The sequence below is a fragment of the Pseudomonas sp. 13B_2.1_Bac1 genome (assembly GCF_025466155.1).
GTDB lineage: Bacteria > Pseudomonadota > Gammaproteobacteria > Pseudomonadales > Pseudomonadaceae > Aquipseudomonas > Aquipseudomonas aylmerensis.
Genome location: NZ_JANLOH010000018.1, coordinates 118,637 through 135,613, shown reverse-complemented (window position 1 = coordinate 135,613; position 16,977 = coordinate 118,637). Strand labels below are relative to the sequence as shown.

The 16,977-nt window shown below is 61.5% G+C and carries 16 protein-coding genes; 8 read left to right on the top strand and 8 right to left on the bottom strand.

All coding sequences use genetic code 11. The features are described from left to right. The first annotated feature begins 207 nt into the window (after positions 1–207). Both NTD80_RS04660 and NTD80_RS04655 read left to right on the top strand, forming a co-directional pair. On the top strand, positions 208–1,038 hold the full coding sequence (locus NTD80_RS04660) for an undecaprenyl-diphosphate phosphatase (RefSeq protein WP_120448498.1): 831 nt from the start codon (positions 208–210) through the stop codon (positions 1,036–1,038). Next, positions 1,035–1,418, top strand: a complete 384-nt coding sequence (locus tag NTD80_RS04655) for a DUF1294 domain-containing protein (protein ID WP_262132352.1) — start codon at positions 1,035–1,037, stop codon at positions 1,416–1,418. Before NTD80_RS04660 ends, NTD80_RS04655 begins: the two co-directional genes overlap by 4 nt. On the opposite strand, the gene NTD80_RS04650 is transcribed toward NTD80_RS04655, so the two are convergent. Both NTD80_RS04650 and NTD80_RS04645 read right to left on the bottom strand, forming a co-directional pair. Then, positions 1,407–1,763 (bottom strand): MmcQ/YjbR family DNA-binding protein, encoded by a 357-nt coding sequence (locus tag NTD80_RS04650; RefSeq protein WP_262132351.1) that lies wholly within the window; start codon positions 1,761–1,763, stop codon positions 1,407–1,409. The two genes, NTD80_RS04655 and NTD80_RS04650, sit on opposite strands and share 12 nt — an antisense overlap. Further along, positions 1,760–2,668: a LysR substrate-binding domain-containing protein gene (locus NTD80_RS04645; protein WP_065905142.1), complete on the bottom strand. Its 909-nt coding sequence runs from the start codon at positions 2,666–2,668 to the stop codon at positions 1,760–1,762. Before NTD80_RS04645 ends, NTD80_RS04650 begins: the two co-directional genes overlap by 4 nt. A 195-nt stretch (positions 2,669–2,863) precedes the next feature. Between NTD80_RS04645 and NTD80_RS04640 the strand changes: the two genes are divergently transcribed. The 3 genes from NTD80_RS04640 to NTD80_RS04630 all read left to right on the top strand — a co-directional run bounded on the left by NTD80_RS04640 (position 2,864) and on the right by NTD80_RS04630 (position 5,793). Next, positions 2,864–3,772, top strand: coding sequence for an AraC family transcriptional regulator (locus NTD80_RS04640; RefSeq protein ID WP_262132350.1), 909 nt, complete (start codon positions 2,864–2,866; stop codon positions 3,770–3,772). A gap of 142 nt (positions 3,773–3,914) precedes the next feature. After that, entirely contained in the window at positions 3,915–4,526 is a 612-nt protein-coding gene (locus NTD80_RS04635; protein WP_262132349.1) for an FMN-dependent NADH-azoreductase, read from the top strand. 229 nt (positions 4,527–4,755) lie between these two features. Further along, positions 4,756–5,793 (top strand): alpha/beta hydrolase family protein, encoded by a 1,038-nt coding sequence (locus NTD80_RS04630; RefSeq protein ID WP_262132348.1) that lies wholly within the window; start codon positions 4,756–4,758, stop codon positions 5,791–5,793. Here the strand turns inward: NTD80_RS04630 and NTD80_RS04625 are convergent. The 3 genes from NTD80_RS04625 to NTD80_RS04615 all read right to left on the bottom strand — a co-directional run bounded on the left by NTD80_RS04625 (position 5,787) and on the right by NTD80_RS04615 (position 10,478). After that, positions 5,787–6,962 carry an MFS transporter gene (locus tag NTD80_RS04625; protein WP_120448501.1) on the bottom strand — a complete coding sequence of 392 codons (1,176 nt, stop codon included), beginning with the start codon at positions 6,960–6,962 and terminating at the stop codon, positions 5,787–5,789. The genes NTD80_RS04630 and NTD80_RS04625 overlap by 7 nt on opposite strands. Positions 6,963–7,510: 548 nt before the next feature. Next, positions 7,511–9,097, bottom strand: a complete 1,587-nt coding sequence (locus NTD80_RS04620; RefSeq protein ID WP_010210624.1) for an ABC-F family ATPase — start codon at positions 9,095–9,097, stop codon at positions 7,511–7,513. A gap of 142 nt (positions 9,098–9,239) precedes the next feature. Beyond that, positions 9,240–10,478 carry an MFS transporter gene (locus NTD80_RS04615; protein ID WP_262132347.1) on the bottom strand — a complete coding sequence of 413 codons (1,239 nt, stop codon included), beginning with the start codon at positions 10,476–10,478 and terminating at the stop codon, positions 9,240–9,242. 155 nt (positions 10,479–10,633) lie between these two features. On the opposite strand from NTD80_RS04615, the gene NTD80_RS04610 reads away from it, so the two are divergent. Next, complete coding sequence (locus NTD80_RS04610) at positions 10,634–11,446, top strand: class I SAM-dependent methyltransferase (RefSeq protein ID WP_201144290.1); 813 nt, start codon at positions 10,634–10,636, stop codon at positions 11,444–11,446. 140 nt (positions 11,447–11,586) lie between these two features. On the opposite strand, the gene NTD80_RS04605 is transcribed toward NTD80_RS04610, so the two are convergent. Beyond that, positions 11,587–11,973 carry a TIGR03067 domain-containing protein gene (locus tag NTD80_RS04605; protein WP_201144292.1) on the bottom strand — a complete coding sequence of 129 codons (387 nt, stop codon included), beginning with the start codon at positions 11,971–11,973 and terminating at the stop codon, positions 11,587–11,589. Between the two features lie 154 nt (positions 11,974–12,127). Here NTD80_RS04605 and NTD80_RS04600 point away from each other — a divergent pair, with 154 nt between their 5' ends. Both NTD80_RS04600 and lpxO read left to right on the top strand, forming a co-directional pair. Further along, the gene (locus NTD80_RS04600; protein WP_262132345.1) at positions 12,128–12,319 is read left to right on the top strand and encodes a GNVR domain-containing protein; all 192 of its coding nucleotides are present in this window, start codon (positions 12,128–12,130) and stop codon (positions 12,317–12,319) included. A 263-nt stretch (positions 12,320–12,582) separates the two neighbouring features. Further along, on the top strand, positions 12,583–13,482 hold the full coding sequence (lpxO, locus tag NTD80_RS04595) for a lipid A hydroxylase LpxO (RefSeq protein WP_262132344.1): 900 nt from the start codon (positions 12,583–12,585) through the stop codon (positions 13,480–13,482). A gap of 19 nt (positions 13,483–13,501) precedes the next feature. Here lpxO and ligD read toward each other — a convergent pair whose 3' ends face one another. Both ligD and NTD80_RS04585 read right to left on the bottom strand, forming a co-directional pair. Beyond that, complete coding sequence (gene ligD / locus NTD80_RS04590; protein WP_262132343.1) at positions 13,502–16,006, bottom strand: DNA ligase D; 2,505 nt, start codon at positions 16,004–16,006, stop codon at positions 13,502–13,504. 24 nt (positions 16,007–16,030) lie between these two features. After that, positions 16,031–16,870 (bottom strand): Ku protein, encoded by an 840-nt coding sequence (locus NTD80_RS04585; RefSeq protein ID WP_201144295.1) that lies wholly within the window; start codon positions 16,868–16,870, stop codon positions 16,031–16,033. Positions 16,871–16,977 lie beyond the last annotated feature (107 nt).

Below are 16,977 nucleotides of genomic sequence, written 5' to 3'. Positions count from 1 at the left end.
CTTTTTATAATTGTGGGTGCTGCATCGACTTTTACGCCTTGTCTGATAGGCTTTCGGCCTGCAATCGCAAAACCTGAGTACTGCCTGATTTTTCACAGAATTTTTGCAGGCCGGCGTTGAGAATCAACGCCGGGCCTTGGGTGTGCCCGTCAGTGAACATTAAAAGATAAACCAGGCATGCGATTGAGCATGACCTTTGGGGGAAGTATGGATTTGTGGACCGCCGCACAGGCATTGATTCTCGGCGTGGTGGAGGGGCTGACGGAGTTCTTGCCGATCTCCAGCACCGGCCACCAGATTATCGTCGCCGACCTGCTCGACTTCGGCGGCGAACGCGCCATGGCGTTCAACATCATCATCCAGCTCGGCGCGATCCTCGCGGTGGTCTGGGAGTTTCGCCGCAAGATCCTCGACGTGGTCACCGGCCTGCCGACCCAGCGCAACGCCCAGCGCTTCACGATCAACCTGTTGATCGCGTTCCTGCCGGCGGTGGTGCTCGGGGTGATCTTTGCCGACTTGATCCACCACTACCTGTTCAACCCGATCACCGTGGCCACGGCCCTGGTGGTGGGCGGCGTCATCATGTTGTGGGCCGAACGGCGCCAGCATGAAGTGCACGCCGAAAGCGTGGACGAGATCACCTGGAAAGACGCGCTGAAGGTTGGATTTGCGCAGTGCCTGGCGATGATTCCGGGCACCTCGCGCTCGGGCTCGACCATCATCGGCGGGTTGCTGTTCGGCCTGTCGCGCAAGACCGCCACCGAGTTCTCGTTCTTCCTGGCGATGCCGACCATGGTCGGTGCGGCGGTGTATTCGGGCTACAAGTACCGCGACCTGTTCCAGCCAGCTGACCTGCCGGTGTTTGCCATCGGCTTTGTCACCTCGTTCATCTTCGCGATGATCGCGGTCAAGGGCCTGCTCAAGTTCATCGCCAGCCACAGTTATGCGGCGTTTGCCTGGTACCGCATTGCGTTCGGCCTGCTGATCCTGGCGACCTGGCAGTTCGGCTGGATCGACTGGGCGGCCGCCAAGGCATGATGATCCAGCACCCGCGCCTGAAGGCGCTGATCTTCGTGCTGCTGTGCGCGGCGCCCGGGTTGGGCTCGGTACTGGTGTGGCTGCGCGGTGAAACGCTGATCCCGCTGGTGGCGTATGGCGTGGTCAGCGTGATCGCGTTCTTCCTCTACTGGAGCGACAAGCGCAAGGCGCGTACCGACCGCTGGCGCACCCCGGAAAACATCCTGCACGCGGTGGAACTGGCGGGCGGCTGGCCGGGGGCGCTGATCGCGCAGCAGGTGTTTCGCCACAAGACCCGCAAGGTGTCGTACCAGGTGCTGTTCTGGGTGATCGTGTTGCTGCACCAGGTGTTCTGGCTCGACCAGTTGTTCCTCGGCGGCACGCTGGTTTCAGTCCTCTAGCAACAAACCGATCTGCGTGCGCTTGGGCAGCTTGCTCACCACCAACTGGTGGGAGCGCTGCAACAAGCCGCGCAGTTCCTCGGCGCCCAGCGGGTAGGGCGTGTTCATGATGATCCACTGTGCCCGCGCCAGGTACGGCGCCGGGTGAATGCCCGGGCGGTCGACATGGCCAAGGAACAGCTCCTTGTCGACCTTGAACGCCAACGAGTCACCGCGCAGGTTCTGCAGGGCAAACATCTTGTTGCCGGCAATCGAGAACACCCGCACGCCACCCCATTTGTAGTCTTCCCGCGCGCCGGGCAGGCTCAGGCAGAAGTCTGCGACGCTAGCTTCGGTCATCTTCATAGCAGGCGATCTCCACAGCCTTTGAACCCTTCCTCGAGGTAATCGATCCAGGCGCGAATGGCCGGCAGCACGCCGCGTCGATGCGGGTACACGGCCTGCAGCCAGCCACCCGGCAGGGACCATTGCGGCAGCAGTTGCACCAGGCGGCCGCTGGCCAGTTCTTCTTCGCAGTACATCATCGGCAGCACGGTGAAGCCCAGGCCCATGATCGCGCTGGCTTTGCGCACAATGAAGTCGTCGATGCCCAGCCGGGCTTCCATCGCCAGCTCGTGCGGGTTGCCCTGGGGGTCGAGGATGCGCTGGTGTACCAGGCGATCCGCCTCCAGCGCGCCGAGTATCGGCAACTGCTTGAGGTCGTCGAGGGTAGTGACCTGGCGCCCGAGCATCAGGGCGGGGCTGGCGACCAGCACGGTCTGGGCCTGGCGCAGGCGCTTGGTCACCAGCAGCGGGTCCTCGTCACCGAGTTCGCGCACGCGCAGGGCCACGTCGATGCCTTCGGCGACCAGGTCGACGCGGCGGTTGACCAGGGTCATTTCCAGCTGGACCAGCGGGTGGGCGGCCAGAAACCCGGCCACCAGTTCCGGCAGAATGTGCTGGGCCATGCCCACCGGGCAACTCACCCGCAAGCGCCCGCGCGGTTCGCTGGACATGCTGGCGACGGCTTCATCGGCCATCTCCGCTTCCAGCAGCATGGCCTGGCAATGGCGCAGGTAGCGCTCGCCGACGGCGGTCAGGGTCAATTGGCGGGTGGTGCGCTGCAGCAGGCGCGCGCCGAGGCGTTCTTCCAGCTCGGCAATGCGCCGGGACAGGCGCGACTTGGGAATCCCCAACAGCCGCCCGGCGGCCGCAAAGCCACCGGCTTCGACGACTTTGGCGAAATAGTAGAGGTCGTTGAGGTCTTGCATGGTCGGCCTATTGTCCTGTCGATGGGACGAATCATCCGCGTCTGCGTAAGGCAAATCCACCCCAAAAAAGGCCAGCAGCAGTTGAACGCTGGTTTTTTTGCACCGATCCACTGTACTGATTGCCTATTCCTATCAGGGCGTAGCGTCAGCCGGTCTGGCGCGATACCGTGTGTTTTTGCACTGGAGCCAGCCAGCATGGGCCGCACCGAAAGAATCATCGAGTTGATGGGCCGCCTGGCGCCTGTCGAAGGCTATAACCTGACCGCACTCGATGACGTGCGCTTCCTGCGTTCCAACCGCCCGTTGCACCGCGTACCGGTGCTCTACGATCCGGGCATCGTGATCGTGTGCCAAGGGCGCAAGCGCGGTTATCTCGGCGAGGACATCTACGTGTACGACGCCCAGCACTACCTGGTGGTGTCAGTGCCGGTGCCGTTCACCATGGAAACCGAGGCCACTGAACAAGCGCCAATGCTCGCGGTATACCTGCGCCTGGATTTCACCCTGGCGGCGGAGTTGATGCTGGCGCTGGACGAAGCCCAGCCCAGGGGCATGTATTCCTCGCCGATGGATGAGCCGCTCAGCGCGTCGCTGCTGCGCTTTCTCGAGGCCATGAGTGTGCCGATGGAGGCGCATATCCTTGGGCCCGCGCTGGTGCGCGAGATCTATTACCGGATCCTCACGGGGGAGCAGGGCGGTTCGATGCGCGCTGCGCTGAATCGCCAGGGTCAGTTCGGCAAGGTCGCGCGGGCGATTCGCAAGATCCATGGGTGTTATCACCAGCACCTGGACGTGGAGGCGCTGGCCAGGGAAGCGATGATGAGCGTGCCGAGTTTTCACGCGCATTTTCGCACCGTCACCGACACTTCGCCGATGCAGTACCTCAAGTCCACGCGCTTGCACCAGGCGCGCCTGCTGATGCTGCGCAGCGATATCACCGCGGCCACGGCCAGCACCCAGGTCGGCTATGAAAGCGCCTCGCAGTTCAGTCGCGAGTTCAAGCGCTTCTTCGGCCGCACGCCGCAGGAGGAGATCCAGTGGATGAAGCGGACGTATGCGCTGCCCGCGCCTGCGTCGGCGTCGATCTACGTGTCGTCCCATTGAGTGTGAAGCGGGCTTGAGGCAGTGCACTGTCCCGCTGACGAGACGAACAGTCGCATTTCAACCCTCTAATCGATCATTGGCTTCACCTGTAGGATCAACCTCACTTGATCGCCCTGTCGCGATCCTCACTTGGAGATCCCGCATGAAACTGTTGCATATCGATTCCAGCATCCTCGGCGACAACTCGGCTTCCCGTCAGCTCAGCGCTGGTGTGGTCAAGGCCTGGCAAGCGGCCGAGCCCAGTGTGGAAGTGACCTACCGCGACCTGGCCAGCGAAGGCATCAACCACTTCTCCGGCGCGACCCTGGGCGCCCTGGGCACCGCCGCCGAACTGCGCGACGCCGCGCAAAAGCACGAAGCCGAACTGAGCGCCTCGTCGCTGGCCGAGTTCCTCGCCGCCGACGCCGTGGTGATCGGTGCGCCGATGTACAACTTCACCATTCCAACCCAGTTGAAAGCCTGGATCGACCGTATCGCGGTCGCCGGCCAGACCTTCCGCTACACCGAAGCCGGTCCGGAAGGCCTGTGCGGCAACAAGAAAGTCATCATCGTGTCCACCGCCGGCGGCCTGCATGCTGGCCAAGCGTCGGGCGCCGCCCATGAAGGCTACCTGAAATTGCTGTTTGGCTTCCTTGGCATCACTGACATCGAAATCGTACGCGCCGAAGGCCTGGCCTACGGTGACGAAGTGCGCAGCAAGTCCTTGAGCGACGCCAACGCACAGATCAACCAACAGTTGTTCGCCGCCGCGTAAGGCTTGTGTAAATTTCGCCTCTGCCCCGTTTCAATCTGAAGCGGGGCGCCTAAACTCTGTATTCTGGCCGCCTGAAAACGACCGGAGTACGGAGTTTTTTCGTTTGCCCGCTGTCTTTACTTTGGCCCAGGTTATGCACACATGGGTTTACCATCCGGTGCGGGTACCTTGAACCATGGACTTTTCAATCAGACATGCCGGTTTTAATGCAGCAAAGGTGGACATCCTCATGATGCGTCTTTGTGCTGTTATGGTTCTTTTCATGCTGGGCGGCCTGATTTCAGTGCATGCCGCGCCTGCGCCGCACCCGCACTGGAGTGTGGGCTTCCACCGCATGACGTTTCTCGACCCGCTCGACCTGCAGCCGATGAAAGCCGTCGCCTTCTACCCCTCCACCGGGCTTGAGCACACCACGCAGTTGGGCGCCTACCATGTCGCGGCCACTGAAGATGCGAAGATCGCCATCGGGCGTTTCCCGATGCTGATGCTGTCCCATGGCAACACCGGCACGCCGCTGGCCCTGCATGACCTGGCCACCTCGCTGGCGCGCAAAGGCTTTGTAGTGGTGGCGGTGCTGCACCCGGGTGACAACTACAAGGACCACAGCCGCCTTGGCACCGTGAGCAACCTGTATGGCCGGCCGATCCAGATTTCCGAAGCCATCACCGCCACCCTGGGCGACCCGATGCTGTCGCCGTTCGTCAACGTCAATCAGGTCGGGGTCATCGGCTATTCGGCCGGGGGTGAAACCGCGTTGATCCTGGCGGGGGCCAAGCCGGATTTCGACCGCCTGCGCCGTTATTGCCAGGAGCGCCCGGAAGACCGCGACGCCTGCACCACCAAAGGCGAACTGGTGGTTGACCGTGACGACCTGCAACCGCAATCCGACCCGCGTATCCATGCCTTGATGCTGATGGCGCCGCTGAGCTTGATGTTCGGCCGCCAGACGTTGGCTGATGTGCATGTGCCGGTGCTGCTCTACAGCGGCGACGGCGACAAGCTGGTAGCCGTGGACAAGAACGCCGCGGCCCTGGCGCGCAAGTTGCCGGAGCCGCCGGACTTCAAGCTGCTGGCCGGGGCCGGGCATTTTGTGTTCATGGCGCCGTGCGACAGCGATCAATTGGCGGCGATGCCGGCAATCTGCACCGATGCCGATGGCGTCGACCGCGAAGGCATCCACCGTGACCTGATCTCCGAGGCCGGGCGCTTTTTCGGCCACACCCTCGGCCAATCCACCCGCGCCGGGTTGCAGACTGCCGATCAGTAAGCGCGACGCTTGAGCGACACCGTCAAGCCCAGGGCGGTGACCGACAGCAGCGCTGCGCAGAAGAAAATCCAGCCGTAGCCGAGGTTCAGCGCCACGGCGCCCATCAGTGGCCCGGCAATCGCCAGAGCCAGGTCGAAAAACACCGCATAGGCACTCAAACCCGCGCCCCGGCTGCTGTTGGGCACTTGCTTGATGGCTTCCACGCCGAGCGCCGGGTACACCAGCGACAAACCGAAACCGGTCAGCCCGGCACCGATCAAGGCCACGCCAGTGGAGGGTGCCAGCCACAGCAGCGTGAGGCCCACGGTCTCGATGGTCATGCAGGCAATGGCCGCGCGAAAGCCGCCGAAGCGGCTGATCGCCGAGATGAACACCAGCCGCGACAGGATAAAGCACACGCCAAAGACTGTGAGGCAGTACGCCGCGCCGGCCCAGCCGCGGTTGAGGTAATACAGGGTAATAAACGTGGTCAGCGTGCCGTAGCCGATCGACGCCAGGCACAGGCTCGCACCAAACGGTGCGATGCGCCCGAACACGGCCCAGAACGGCAGGCGCTCGCCACGCACCACCGGCACCGAGGGCTTGTTGCGGATCAGCACCAGGCCCAACGCCGCCAGTACCGTCAGGGCGATGCCCAGGCTGCTGTAGCCATAGTCGGCGACCATCACCACCCCCAGCGGTGCGCCGATGGCGATGGCGCCGTAGGACGCAATACCGTTCCAGGAAATCGAACGCGCGGTGTGTTCGGCGCCCACCGCGCCCATGCACCAACTGATGGTGCCCACGCCGATCAGGCCCTGGGCCACACCCAGCAGCAGCCGGGCGGCAATCAGAATGGCCAGGCTCAAGTTGGGCAGGCTTTCTGCCAGCGTGGCGAAAAACGTCAGCACACCACTGAGCAGAATGCCCGCCAGGCCCAGTACGATCGCGCGCTTGGTGCCGACGTTGTCGGACATGCGTCCGGCCATGGGGCGGCTGAGCAGGGTGGCCAGGTACTGCGAGCCAATGGTTACGCCGGCCACTACTGCGCTGAACCCCAATTGCTCGTGCACATAGCCAGGAATGACCGCAATCGGCAGGCCGATGCAGATGAACGCGATGAAGGTGTAGAAGACGATGGAGACGATCTGCAGGGTGATCGACAGGGAGCTGGGGGCGGCGTCAGACATGGTCACTCATTCGCGGGCGGGCGGTGAGGGCATGATGGCAAGGGGCAGGGGGAAAAGGAAGCAGGCTAACTACTTTGTTTGAAGTGGAGTGGGGCTTTGATTTTGGTGAGTCAGCTTATTGGTAGTGTGCAGGCTTATTGCAGTGTGCAGGCCTATTTGTGGTGAGCAAGCTTATTTGAGGTCAGCAGGCTTATTTGAGGTGAGCAAGTTTATTTGAGGTCAGCAAACTTATTTGAGGTCAGCAAGTTTATTTGAGGTGAGCAAGTTTATTTGAGGTCAGCAAGCTTATTGTGGCGAGCAGGCTTGCCCTGCGTTGGGCTGCGAAGCAGCCCCTATAAAAAACACCGCGTTCTTCCAGACAGAGCGCGGTGTTTGAATTTAGGGCTGCTTCGCAGCCCAACGCAGGGCAAGCCTGCTCACCACAATAAGTCAGTCAGCCACCTTAAATCTGTCAGCCACAATGAGCTTGCCAGCCACAATAGGCCTGTCAGCCACAACACGCCTGCTAATCACAGTAAGCCTGCTCACCACAGCCACAGCGACGCGATTTAGAACACCACGCCTTGGCTGCGCAGGTAGTCGTCGTAGGTGCCGCTGAAGTCGATCACGCCGGTGGCGCTCAACTCGATGATGCGGGTGGCCAGGGACGATACGAACTCGCGGTCGTGGCTGACGAAGATCAGCGTGCCCGGGTAGTTCTCCAGCGCCAGGTTCAGCGCTTCGATGGATTCCATGTCCAAGTGGTTGGTCGGTTCGTCCATGATCAGCACGTTCGGCTTTTGCAGGATCAGCTTGCCGAACAGCATGCGGCCTTGCTCACCACCGGAAATCACCTTGACCGACTTCTGGATCTCGTCGTTGGAGAACAGCATGCGACCCAAGGTGCCACGGATCATCTGCTCGCCTTGCGTCCACTGGCCCATCCAGTCGAACAGGGTGACGTCGTCTTCGAAGTCATGCGCGTGGTCCTGGGCGTAATAGCCCAGTTCCGCGGCGTCGGTCCACTTGATGCTACCGGCATCCGGGGTCAGTTCGTTGACCAGGGTGCGCAGCAGGGTGGTTTTGCCGATACCGTTCGGGCCGATGATTGCCACGCGCTCGCCGGCTTCAACCTGGAAGCTGAAATCCTTGAACAGCGGCTTGCCGTCGAAACCCTTGGCCATACGCTCGACGATGACCGCCTGGCGGTGCAGCTTTTTGTTCTGCTCGAAACGGATGAACGGGCTCACGCGGCTCGAAGGCTTGACCTCGGCCAGCTGGATCTTGTCGATCGCCTTGGCACGCGAGGTGGCCTGCTTGGCTTTCGAGGCGTTGGCCGAGAAGCGGCTGACGAACGATTGCAGTTCGGAGATCTGTGCTTTCTTCTTGGCGTTGTCCGACAGCAGTTGCTCGCGGGACTGGGTCGCCACGGTCATGTACTCGTCGTAGTTGCCCGGGAACAGGCGCAACTCGCCGTAGTCCAGGTCAGCCATGTGGGTGCACACGCTGTTCAGGAAGTGACGGTCGTGAGAGATGATGATCATCAGGCTGGAGCGCTGGGTCAGGATGTTTTCCAGCCAGCGGATGGTGTTGATGTCCAGGTGGTTGGTCGGTTCGTCGAGCAACAGCACTTCAGGATCGGAGAACAGCGCCTGGGCCAGCAGCACGCGCAGTTTCCAGCCAGGCGACACTTCGCTCATCGGGCCGAAATGCTGTTCCAGGGGAATGCCCAGGCCCAGCAGCAGTTCGCCGGCGCGGGATTCGGCGGTGTAGCCGTCCATCTCGGCAAACTCGGTTTCCAGCTCGGCCACGGCCATGCCGTCTTCTTCGCTCATTTCCGGCAGCGAGTAGATGCGGTCGCGCTCGGCCTTGACCTTCCACAGTTCCTCGTGGCCCATGATCACGGTGTCGAGTACGGTGAATTCTTCGTAGGCGAACTGGTCCTGGCGCAGTTTACCCAGGCGAACATTCGGCTCCAGCATGACCTGGCCGCCCGACGGATCGAGGTCGCCACCGAGGATTTTCATGAAGGTCGACTTGCCGCAACCGTTGGCACCGATCAGACCATACCGGTTGCCGGCGCCGAACTTGACCGAAACGTTCTCGAAGAGCGGCTTGGCGCCGAACTGCATGGTGATGTTAGCTGTGGAGATCAATTACTTTACCTATCAATGGGTTGCGGGCGTGGCGGCAGGAGCCTTCAGGCATGCATCAACAGCGACATCAAGGCGCGAAACCCGGTCGCTGAGCAAAAAATGGGGGATGTGTGTTGGAATTTGGCGCGCATTGTCGCATATGTCAGGCGACAGTTGTATGGCAGGCGAAAGATGCTTTCACCAAGGTCTCCGGCATCGCCAGCCAGACCAGCGCCAAGGCCACCGCAGCCACGCCCGCGAGGGTCAGGAACGCCGCGTTGTAGCCAGCCTGTTGCACCACCAGGCCGGCCAGGCTGCTGCTCAATGCCGCGCCCAGGCCAAAAACAGTCGACAGCGCGCCCAGGCTGACGTTGAAGCGTCCGGTACCCTGGGTCAGGTCCTTGACGATCACCGGGAACAGCGCGCCGAAGATGCCCGCGCCGATGCCATCGAGCATTTGCACCGCCACCAGCCAGTAGGGGTCGTTGGACAGCGTATAGAGCATTGCGCGCAAGGGCAGAATCAGGAAACCGGCGAGCAGCAGCGGCTTGCGCCCCCACACATCGGCCTTGAGGCCCACCAGCCAGGCCATCGGCACCATCACCAATTGCGCCGCGACGATGCAGGCCGACGTCAGTGGCGTGGCCATCTGCAGGTTGATTTGCGCCAGCTTCTGGCTGACCAACGGCAGCATGGCGGCATTGGCCAGGTGAAACAGCGCACAGCAAATGGCAAACACCAGCAGGGGGCGGTTTGCCAACAACACGCTAATGCCGGACGGTTGTTCGTGGTCATTGGTGTGGGCCGGGTCGAAACCACGGGCGACCTCATGGTCGATCGCCTTGGCCGAGACGCAACTGACCGCAACGATACTGGCTGCCGCCATAAACCCCATCAGGTAAAACACCACCACCGGACCAAACAGATACGCCAGGCCCCCGGCCAGCAACGCGGCCACGGCATTGCCGGCATGATTGAAGGTCTCGTTGCGCCCGGTGCGGCGAGTAAAGGCGCGCGGCCCGGTGATTCCCAGAGAGATGGCAGAGATGGCGGGCGCGAAGACCGAGGCCGCAATGGCGCTGGCCGCCTGGGTAACGGCCACCAGGCTGAAAGAACTGACAAATGGCAGCAGCAGGCAACTGACCGTCACCAGAACCGCGGCCAGTGCAATCACCGCACGTTTACTGCGCGTGCGATCAATCAGTGCGCCCGCCGGACCTTGAGTGATCAGCGCGGCAATCCCCGCCAGCGTCATGACCACGCCGATGCTGGCCGGGTCCCACTTGTTTACCGCCAGCAGATAAATCGCCAGGTACGGACCGAGGCCGTCGCGCACATCTGCTAGAAAGAAATTCAGGCCGTCCAGGGATAGGGTATTACGCAGGTCGGAGGGCTGGGCCATGGCGCGGTCTTCGCAGAGGGTGTTCAACGGCTGAACACTGCATGGCGTAGTGACCTGCAAGGTTTGCGTTAAGTTTCGTACGTCTTCCGGGGTTTTAATCCGCAGGCTCTTGGCTTATTTTCAGTCCCTCGCTGTAACAATTATCTGGAGACGCAATGGACATGCCCTCAGCTCAGCAGGCGATCACCTCTAACAAGGATGCCTGGGACCAATCCGCCGGCCTGCACAGGACCACCGACACCTGGAACGCGCTGCTCAGCCGGGTCGGCGCTGCGGATTTTTCCTGCCTGGACCCCACCATCACCGGCTTGTTGCACGACATCGGCGTCGCGGGCAAGGACGTGGTGCAACTGTGCTGCAACAACGGTCGCGAAAGCCTCTCACTGTTCGGCCTCGGCGCGCGTTCGGTGGTGGGAGTCGACCAATCCCGGGCGTTTTTGCAGCAGGCCCACGAGTTGGCTGCGGTTTCTCCGCACAGCCCGGAATTTATCGAAAGCGATATTCACCAGTTGCCGCACCACCTGCACGGGCGATTTGATATTGCCCTGGTGACTATCGGTGTGCTGGGTTGGATGCCGGATGTGGCACTGTTCATGCGCCATGTCGCCGACACGTTGAAGCCCGGCGGCACGCTGGTGATGTATGAAACCCATCCGTTCCTGGAGGTGTTCGACCCCCGCGCGCAAAATCCGCTGCTGCCCGCCCATTCGTACTTCCAGCGTGAGCCGTTTGTGCTGCAGGAGTCGATTGTCTATGAAGGGCAGGGCGAAGTGGCCGGGCCGACCTCCTATTGGTATGTGCATACGCTGGGGGATGTGGTCAGTGCCGCGATTGATGCGCAGCTGCAGATCAGCCACCTGCAGGAATACGGCCACTCCAATCGCGAAGAACTCTACGACCAGTACGAGCACCAGCCTGCGCAATTACCCCTGTGTTTTACCCTCGCCGCGACCAAGCGTGCGCCCTGAGTCGGGGCTTTCCGACCGGCCAAAAAAAGCCCGCGAGGAGAGGCGGGCTAAGGGATTCACTGGAGTAGGTAGGCTTCACCCTATAGACCCTCAAGTGAAGGCTTTGTGAAAATGCTGTCGCAAGTTCGGATGAGCCGGGGTCACGTACGGCGTACGAAAGTGCGCATGGTTTGACCTGGGCCAGTACTGAACGAGAGGGGCCTGGGCATACTTTCATCTGCGGCAATAAACACAAACTCATCCCCTTCGAGGCGATAACTGGCGGGCAATTGCTTGCCGGCATCCTCTCCCATGGAGTCCACCCAGGTAATGCTCTTGGGAACCGTGGTGCTGTCCAGGGAAAACCGTCCAGCCAGCAACACCTCGCCACTGACGGTCTTCACTTCGAAGTGCTCGCCGGTAATCGTGGTGATTGCGCCTGGAGCGGTGTGGGCGTCGGGGGGATTGAGCACGCCGTTGTCTTCGAGTGAGGTCTGCTCCCAGGCACCTTGCAGGGCTAGAAAATCCGGGTCTGAAATGGATGACATACAAATTCCTTTTTGCTGAAGGGCCAATCGCTGGTCGTTACGGACAATGTGGCAGGTTTGCGTACCAGAAGCTTAACAGCGTGTAGGAATTTTCTTATTTTTGAGAATTACTTGTGATTTTTCCTTTCCCGACAGGCAATTAGCGTTACAACTGGTGACGGTGGACCGCCAGGCCCAGGAACCGGTGAACCCGATAAAACCCAAGGACGCGTTGATTATCGCCCTTAGCGTTGTGGCCGGGCTGCTGCTGGGTATATTGCTGGCATTGATTACCCACTTCGCGCAGGTACGACGTGAAAACGGGCCTTTTTCGGTGACCGCCGATCGCCGTCTCCCGCTGCGCTAGCGCGGGCCAGACGCCTCGCGGGCGCGCTGTAAAGCCTGCCCGCCGAGGTCGTCGCCCATCACATTCACAAGACAGCTTTTCACAATTCTTAGTTAACTTTTGGTTACAACCTGTGGCTAAATAACTGCCAATGCCACGAACCCGGTTGTCAACCAGGGTTGATGCCGATTGTGTGAATTGTGATTTCAGGTGCTGCTATCCATCCTCGGCCGTTGTGGGCGCGCAGGAGCAGCCTGTTCTCTTCTGACTTGTGACGAAATCCCTTGAAACTCATCATTGTTGTTCTCTACGTTGCCTCCATCGCGTATGTACACCTGCGCGGTCGAGTGCGGCACAAGCTGGGCCGTCAGCTCAGCGATCACTCGACCTTCCTTGCACCGATCAACTGCTTTCTCTACCTCTTCTCCAAGCTGCCCAGCCGACCGTACCTGTCGCCGAGTGATTTTCCCGACCTGAGCCCGTTGCAGGAACACTGGGAGGAAATCCGCCAGGAGGGCCAGAATCTGATGCGGGCCGGCGAAATCAAGCGTTCCGACCAATACAACGACGTCGGCTTCAACTCGTTTTTCAAGTCTGGCTGGAAGCGTTTCTACCTGAAGTGGTATGGCGACAGCCACCCGTCGGCGATGAAGCTGTGTCCGCGCACCACCGAACTGGTGCAGAGCATCGGCTCGATCAAGGCGGCCATGTTCGCCGAGCTGCCACCCGGCTCGAAACTGGTACGTCACCGTGACCCGTATGCCGGCTCGTACCGCTATCACCTGGGCCTGGAGACGCCGAACGATCCTGGCTGCTACATTAATGTGGATGGTGAGAATTACTACTGGCGCGATGGCGAGCCGGTGATGTTTGACGAGACCTACATTCACTACGCCGAAAACACCACGCAGCAGAACCGCATCATCCTGTTCTGCGACATCGAGCGGCCAATGAAGTACCGCTGGGCCGCCGCCTTCAATCGCTGGTTCAGCCGCAACGTGATGGCCGCCGCCGGCTCGCCTAACGACGATGGGGACAAGACCGGCGGGCTGAACCGTGCGTTTACGCGCCTGTACAAGATCCGCCTGCGCGGCAAGGAACTGAAAAAGCGCAACCGTACGCGCTACTACCTGGAAAAGTGGGCGATCTTCGCTGCATTGGCGTTGCTCTTCGTGCTGATCTGACACCGGGCAAGGGCACGACTCACTCCGGTGGTGTCGCGCCCAGCTTGTCCCACATCTTGCGGGTGATCTTTTGCCGATTGGCATAGCCCGCCCACGGGTCACTCTTCAGGCTATTCAAGCGTTCCTGCAGGTTGGCCACCGTCCATTGCTGCGCACCGCGCAACCCCTTCAACTCCTCGCGACTCACCGGTACCGATACCGGCAGGCCCGGGCGTGCCCGCACGGAATAGGCCGCCACCGTACTGGCGCCTCGCGCGTTGCGCAGGTAATCGATAAAGATTTTGCCGACACGGTTCTTTGGCCCGGAGGTGGCGGTGAAACGCTCGGGCAGTTGTGCGGTCATGAACTGCGCGACAGCCTTGGCGAAGGCTTTCACCGTGCCCCAGCCATCGCGTCGCGCCAGCGGGACGATCAGGTGCAAGCCCTTGCCGCCACTGGTCTTGACGAAGGCCTCCAGGCCCAGTGCGTCAAGCACCGAAAGGGTCAGCTGCGCCGCTTCCAGCATGGTTTTCCACGGCAGTGCGGGGTCCGGGTCGAGGTCCAGCACAAACAGGTCCGGTGTCTCGATCTTGTCCGTGGTGGCGCCCCAGGTATGCAGCTCGATAGTACCCATTTGCACGGCGCCGAGCAGCGCGCGAGGGCTGTCGATTTCCATCAGGCGGGCGTGGCCCGGATCCAGTGACGGGTCCAGCTGCTTGATGTTGGGAATGGCCAGGCGCTCCGAGTGCTTCTGGAAGAACTGCTCGCCGTCGACGCCCTCCGGCGCCCTCAGCAATGAGACGGGCCGGTGGCGCAGGAAGGGCAGGACCCACTCGCTGATGCTCTGGTAAAACGCGGCCAGTTGCTGCTTTTGCGTACCGCTTTGGGTGTCGATGATCCGCTCGGGGTGCGAAATGTTCACTCCGTCGCTGGTTTTTTTCGCACTGGAGGCCTTGGGGGCTTTCAGCGATTTGGCCGTGCGCGGCTGCTCATGGATGATCTGTGCGGCGGGCTTGTCGCTGCGCATCCCGACAAACGCAGCCTGGCGCACCACGCCTTCGCGGGTCCACTCGGCAAATTGCACCTCGCCGACCAGTGTCGGCTCCACCCAGTGCACGCCACGCGCCTGGGCACTGGTCAGGGGTTTTTCCAATGGGGAGGTCTTGCGTTCCAGCGGCGTGAGCTGGGCGTAGATGGCTTTCAACGCGGCCTGGTCAAAGCCGGTGCCGACCCGCCCGGCATAGACCAGGCCGCTGTCATCATTGACGGCCAGCAGCAGGGCGCCAAAGCCGCTGCGTGAACCCTGGGGCCGGGTGTAGCCGACGATCACGAACTCCTGGCGCAGCCGGCACTTGAGCTTGATCCAGTCGGCATTGCGGCTGGAGCTATAAGGGCTGCCCGCACGTTTGCAGATCACGCCCTCCAGGGCCAGGTCGCAGGCACTCTCGAAAATATCGCGTTGGTTGGCGGCGAACGCTTCGGAGAAACGCAGCAGTTTGCTGCGGCTGCCGGACAACGCAGCCTTGAGGGCGGCCCGGCGCTGCTCCACCGGCGCCTCGCGTTGGTCCGCGCCGTTGAGGAACGGCGCGTCGAACAGGTAGTAGACGATATCCAGGCTGCGGCCGACATCAAAGGCGTTCTGCAACGCCTGGAAATCCGGCAGGCCGTCGCCGTTCAGGCTCACCATTTCGCCGTCAAGCCAGCTGTCCTTGAGCTTGAGTGCTTGCAAGGCCTTGGCCTGGCGCGGCAGGCGCTCGGTCCAGTCGTGGCCGTTGCGTGTGAACAGGCGCACCTCGCCATCGCGGATGCGCGCCAACATGCGGTAGCCGTCGAACTTGATTTCATACAGCCAGTCGCCTTCGGGGGCGCGGTCGACCAATGTCGCCAGCTGCGGGGAAAATTGCTCGGGGAGGGCGGTTGCAGCCTTCTTCGGCTTGGCCTTGGCCTTGGGTTTGGGTTTTGCGGTTGGCTTGGGCGCGCCTAGGGAGGCGTCGCTGAGGACGCTGTCAGGCTCGGCCGCAACGATGTCGTACTCGGCGGCGCGGCGCGCCTGGGGGTCTTTTTCCTTGATCAGCAGCCATTGTTCTTTGTCGCCGCTGCCCTTGAGGCGCGTACGCACCAGCGCCCAGTCGCCCGAGAGTTTTTCACCGACCAGAGTGAATTTGAGCTTGCCGGCAGCGTAGGCCTTGCGCGGCTCGTCATGCGGTTGCCACACGCCGCGATCCCATACGATCACATCGCCGGCCCCGTACTGGCCGGCGGGGATGCTGCCCTCGAAGCTGCCATAGCCTAGCGGGTGATCTTCAACGTGCACCGCCAGGCGTTTCTGGCTCGGGTCCAGGCTCGGACCCTTGGGAACCGCCCAGCTCAGCAGCACACCGTCCAGCTCCAGGCGAAAGTCATAGTGCAGGTTGCGCGCGTCATGTTTCTGGATCACGAAGCTCAGCGCCGAGGCCTTGCGTTTGCCGGTCGGCGTGCTGCCTGACGGTTCGGCGGTGATTTCAAAGTCGCGCTTGCGGTTGTATTCGCTCAAAGGCTTTGCCATGGCGTGCTCCAGCGTACGGCAGGCTCAAGAAGCCTTTTTGGTGGATTTTTTCGCGGCCGGCTTTTTCGCCGCCGGTTTGCCAGCCAGGCTGCGCTTGAGCAATTCCGTCAGGTCGATCACGTCGGCAGACTTGCGCTCCTCGCTGCCTTCCTGGGATTCCACATCTTCGATCTTGCCGGCCTTGGCCTTCTTCGCCACCAGTGCCATGATTTTTTCCTGGAAGCTGTCGCGGTATTCCTCGGGCTGCCAATCGGCGCTCATGTCTTCCACCAGGCGCTTGGCCATGTCCAGCTCGCCCTTGGCCAGGCTGGGCTTGGTCACGTCGCTGCCGAGTTCGAGTTCATCCAGACTGCGCACTTCGGCGGGCCAGCGCAGCATCACCAGGACCAGCGCCGACTCCAGGGGCATCAGCGCGGCCAGATGCTGCTTGGTATGCAGCACCACGTTGGCCAGGGCGACCTTGCGGGTTTTCTTCAGGGTTTCGCGCAGCAGGGCGTAGACCTTGCCGCCGCGTTTGTCCGGGGCCAGGAAGTAGGGCGTATCGATGTTCTGCAGGGGGATCTGGTCGCTGTCGACGAAGGCGATGATTTCGATGGTCTGGGTCGACTTGGGGTGGGCCGAGCGGATCTCGTCTTCACTAAGCACCACATAGCGGCCTTTCTCGAAGGCCACTCCTTTGACGATATTCTCCTTGGTGACTTCCTTGCCCGTGGTCTTGTTGATGCGCTTGTAGCCGACCGGGTCCATGCTGCGCTTGTCCAGCCAGTCGAAATCCACACCTTGGGAGGAGGTGGCCGAGACCAGTGACACCGGGATGTGTACCAAGCCGAAGCTGATGGCACCTTTCCAGATAGAGCGTGGCATACGTACGATTCCTTAAGCAGGGGCTGTGTTCTGGTGACTCGAAGGTCGCGGGAAAAGTTTCCCCCGCCAGATACGCGGACAGATCGTGTTACACCTGATGAGAAAGT